Source organism: Stenotrophomonas sp. PS02297, assembly GCF_029959705.1.
Taxonomy (GTDB): Bacteria; Pseudomonadota; Gammaproteobacteria; order Xanthomonadales; family Xanthomonadaceae; genus Stenotrophomonas; species Stenotrophomonas nitritireducens.
The window spans coordinates 1-3,909 of the sequence record NZ_JASCOS010000200.1 but is presented as its reverse complement, the minus strand read 5'-3'; the positions used below and the strand labels follow the sequence as shown (position 1 = coordinate 3,909).

Below are 3,909 nucleotides of genomic sequence, written 5' to 3'. Positions count from 1 at the left end.
GCTTCTGTGTTTAATCCGCCCCCGGCTCAAGGCCAAGCTTGGCGGGGGGGAGGGGGGGGGGGGGCCCCCCCCCCGCGACCTGGGCAAGCGCGATTTCGAAGGCGTGCAGCTCGGTTCGGAAAGCAACCGGGTATTCGTGCCGCTGGCCAGCGCGCAGGCGCGCTTCCGTTTCCAGCCGCGCGAAGAGCCCATCGACCGTTTCCTGCTGCGCCTGGACACGCCCGACAAACTGGCCGCCGGCGCCGGCGTGCTGTCGGCGGTGCTCGACCAGCGCCATGCCGGCGTCGCCGACTACCAGCTGGTGGTGCCGCAGCAGTTGTTCCAGCAGCACCAGAAGACGCAACGCATCTTCCAGGTGGTGATGGGCGCCATCGCCGGCGTCAGCCTGCTGGTCGGCGGCATCGGCATCATGAACATCATGCTCGCCAACGTGCTGGAGCGGCGGCGCGAGATCGGCCTGCTGCGCGCGCTCGGCGCGCGCCGCAACGACGTGGTGGCGCAGTTCCTGCGCGAGGCCAGCGTGATCTGCATTGCCGGCGCGCTGCTGGGCCTGCTGTTCGGCGCGGCACTGGCCTACCTGATCGCCGCCTTCGCCGGCTGGCAGGTGGCCTGGGCGCTGCTGCCGGTGCTGCTCTCGGCTGGATTCTGCGCCCTGGTCGGCCTGGCCTTCGGCGTCTATCCGGCACGCCAGGCTGCGCAGCTGGATCCGATCGCGGCGTTGCGGCAGGAATAAGGACAGCCAGCCGCACGGCTGGTCGCTTGCGGCAGCGGTACGACACGCGCACCGACCGTTGCCGTGATTGGGCTGTTGCTGTTGGCTGTTGCCCTCCGGGCTCCCTTCCGCAGCGACGGAAGGGGTCTCCAGAAGAGCAAAAGCCAAGACAACAGCAGGAGCCGGCGCGGCAAGCCCCGCTGCTACGCGCCGCGGGCGCCGGGCTCGCCCTACATGCGGATCAGGCCGCCAACTGCGCCAGCGACTCCGCCTGCAGGCGCTCGTAGATCGCGAACTCATCCGCCACCGTCGCCCCCAGCGCCTGCTCGAACGCATCGCGGTTGGCGCGCGCCGCATAGGCGCGCTGCTCCTCGCCGCCGAGGTTGGACTGGAAGATGCCCGCCGCACTGACCGGCAGGAAGTCCTCGTAGATGATGGGTTCGGCGCTGGCCAACCCACGCTCGATCAACACCTCGGCCGGCAAAGCGCGCTCGGCCGCCGGCGTGATGCGGCCGGCGTCGGTCAGTACGTAGCGGTAATACCCCAGGCCTTCGCGGCGCAGGGTGGCGTGGTCGTCGGGGAAGCCGGCGAACGCAGCCTGCAGGCGCTGTGCGTAGTCGCCGCCGGTGCTGCCCGCACCGCCGTTGTCGCGCGCCTGCGCCAGCAGGGTGTCGTACAGCGCGCGGCCCTTCGGGGTCAGGGCCAGGCCGCGCTGCTCGATCTCGCCGAAGCGCGCCGTGTGCGTGCCGGCGGCGTTGTCTTCGCCCGAGGGGAAATGCACCAGTTCCTCCAGCGCCTTGAAGCTGGTCTGGCGCAGCAGGATCGGGCAGGCGCGGCGCGGCGGGCCTTCGATCACCGCCTTGGCAGCCAGGCCGCGCGCATGCATCGACGCCTGCGCGGCATCGATGTCGAGCGTGCGCGGGGTCAGGTGGTTGATATGCGGGCCGCGGAAACTGACCACGTCGGCCACCAGCCGGTGCGCGCCGTGCAGCGCGTGGTAGGTGGCCAGCGACACGGTGGCCTCGTTGTGCCAGCGGAAGGTCTCCAGCGCCTCGACCACGAAGCGCCAGGCGTCCCCATCGGACAGGCCGCCGTCGCGTTCGCACTGTTCGATCAGCTGCAGCACGCCCGGGGTGAAGATATCGCGGCGCGACAGGATGTCCGCGGCCTGCGCGCGCAGCGCTTCGTCTTCGATCAGCTCCAACCGCAGCAGCGAGGTGAACACGCGGAACGGATTGCGGTTCAACGATTCGCCATCGACCGGGCGGAACGCGGTGGAATGCACCGGCACGCCGGCCACCGACAGGTCGTAGTACCCCACCGGCTGCATGCCCATCACCGCGAACAGACGCCGCAGCGTGGACAGCTCCTGCGCGGTGCCGACGCGGATCGCGCCATGGCGTTCCACGTCCAGGCGCTCGCGCTCGCCGCTGCGCTCCATCTGCGCGGCCAGTTCCGGCTGGGCGGCCAGCACGCCGGCGTTGACCTCGCCCACCAGTTCCACGAGGGTGCCGTACAACGGCACTTCGGTGCGGTACATGTGCGACATCGCCTGCGAGAACAGGCTGCGGATTTGGTCGGCGGAAACGAAACGGTCGGCGTTCATGGCGGGGCGCACGGCGTGGCAGGGGGAAAGCCGCCATTTTCGCCCGGATGGGGCCATGGGGTCATCCATTGCATTCGTTACTTCCGTCCTCCACCGCGAGGAGGAACGGAGCCATGGCCGGAGCCGGCGCTCCGCGGCCCCGTACTTCTGCACGCAACGGCGGTGGCCGCGCGTCCCGCTTCCGCGGCTGGGCCGCGGATCGGCCGCTCAATCGCGCTCGCGGGCCGCTGCGTCGCGCTGCGCGCGATCGCCGAGCTGACGCTGCAACAGCGCGTCCAGCCGGACCGGCCGGTCCCAGTGATCGTAGCTGGCGACCAGCGCGTGGCGCACCGCGCGCCAGTGCAGGTTGTGCGGCGCCACCGGCAGGCTTTCCACCACGGCCTTCCAGCCCTCGCCCGGGTGCCGGGTGCGGGCCTGCACCGGTTCGCGGCAACCGGCGTCGATGGCCTGGCCCCAGAAACAGGCGAACCAGATGTCTCCGGCCGCCCAGCCGTGCTGCTGCATCAGCGCCTCGACATAACCGCGCCGCGCGCCGCCGTAACGCACCACTTCGTCGATGAAGGCGTCGGGATAGCGCGCCGCGTACAGGTTGACGTCGGCCAGCTGCCGGTCGAGCCAGGCATCGCCGGTGCCCGGCTCATAGGCGGCAGCGGCGGGAGGGGCGGCGGGCTCCTGTGCCCATGCCACAGCGGAAAGGGCGAGGAACGCGTGGAGAGGGACGAGGAGGAAAGAAAAGCAGCAGCGCAGCCACTTCGCCCTTGCCTTTGCCCGCCCCCCGCTGCCCATCACTGGTTCCCGGCTTCAATCGCCGCCACCGCGTCCGGCCACTGCCAGGCGGTATCGGCCAGGCGCAGGCGCGGCTCGTCGCTGGAGACGCCGTGTTCGGCCTCGTGCGCCCAGGTGACCGCATACGGGGTGTGCACGCCCCAGCCACCGAGCGCCAGAACCGGCTCGATGTCCGAGCGCAGCGAGTTGCCGACCATCACGAAGCGGTCGGCGGGCAGGTCGAATTCGGCCAGCACCCGCGCGTAGGTGGACGGGTCCTTCTCCGAGACGATCTCGATGCGCGGGAACAGGTCGCGCAACCCGGAGCGTTCGATCTTCTGCTCCTGGTGGAACAGATCGCCCTTGGTGATCAGCACCACCGGCCAGCGCGCGGCGATGGCGGTCACCGCCTCGCGCACGCCGTCGATCACGTCGACCGGATGCTGCAGGGTGCGCCGGCCGATCTCCACGATCTGGCGCAGGTGCGCGGCGGAGATGCGTTCGTCGGTCAGTTCGATGGCGGCTTCGATCATCGACAGGGTCATGCCCTTGGCGCCGTAGCCGAACACCGCCAGGTTGCGCCGCTCCACCTTGAGCAGATGCTGCGCGGTGCCGGCATCGTGCAGGTCGATGTAGTGACCGAGGACTGATTCGAAATCCTGCTCGGCCTGGCGGTAATAATCCTCGCTCTTCCAGAGCGTGTCGTCGCCGTCGAAGCCGACCAGGCCGATGGAGGGGGAATGTGCGTTTTCGGGAGAGGGAGAAGTCATGCGCCACAGGATAGCAACCGCCTCGTGCGGCGGACATGGAAGAGCGGCCTACGGGC

Annotated in this window: 4 protein-coding genes; 1 reads left to right on the top strand and 3 read right to left on the bottom strand. The window is 70.0% G+C overall.

Annotated features, from left to right (window positions below; translation table 11 throughout):
• The coding region (locus QMX80_RS18725; RefSeq protein WP_282278690.1) for an FtsX-like permease family protein at positions 1-733 on the top strand (733 nt) is incomplete at its 5' end.
• A gap of 220 nt (positions 734-953) precedes the next feature.
• Here QMX80_RS18725 and QMX80_RS18720 read toward each other — a convergent pair.
• The 3 genes from QMX80_RS18720 to QMX80_RS18710 form a co-directional block, all read right to left on the bottom strand.
• Positions 954-2,318 carry a VOC family protein gene (locus QMX80_RS18720; protein ID WP_282278688.1) on the bottom strand — a complete coding sequence of 455 codons (1,365 nt, stop codon included), beginning with the start codon at positions 2,316-2,318 and terminating at the stop codon, positions 954-956.
• Between the two features lie 207 nt (positions 2,319-2,525).
• On the bottom strand, positions 2,526-3,005 hold the full coding sequence (locus tag QMX80_RS18715; protein WP_282278687.1) for a hypothetical protein: 480 nt from the start codon (positions 3,003-3,005) through the stop codon (positions 2,526-2,528).
• A 98-nt stretch (positions 3,006-3,103) separates the two neighbouring features.
• Complete coding sequence (locus QMX80_RS18710; RefSeq protein WP_282278684.1) at positions 3,104-3,853, bottom strand: HAD family hydrolase; 750 nt, start codon at positions 3,851-3,853, stop codon at positions 3,104-3,106.
• Between the last annotated feature and the right edge of the window lie 56 nt (positions 3,854-3,909).

Bases quoted from the DNA above. Each gene is read 5' to 3' on its own strand.
- QMX80_RS18710 (WP_282278684.1), bottom strand. From the start codon at position 3,853: ATGACTTCTCCCTCTCCCGAAAACGCACATTCCCCCTCCATCGGCCTG.
- QMX80_RS18720 (WP_282278688.1), bottom strand. From the start codon at position 2,318: ATGAACGCCGACCGTTTCGTTTCCGCCGACCAAATCCGCAGCCTGTTC.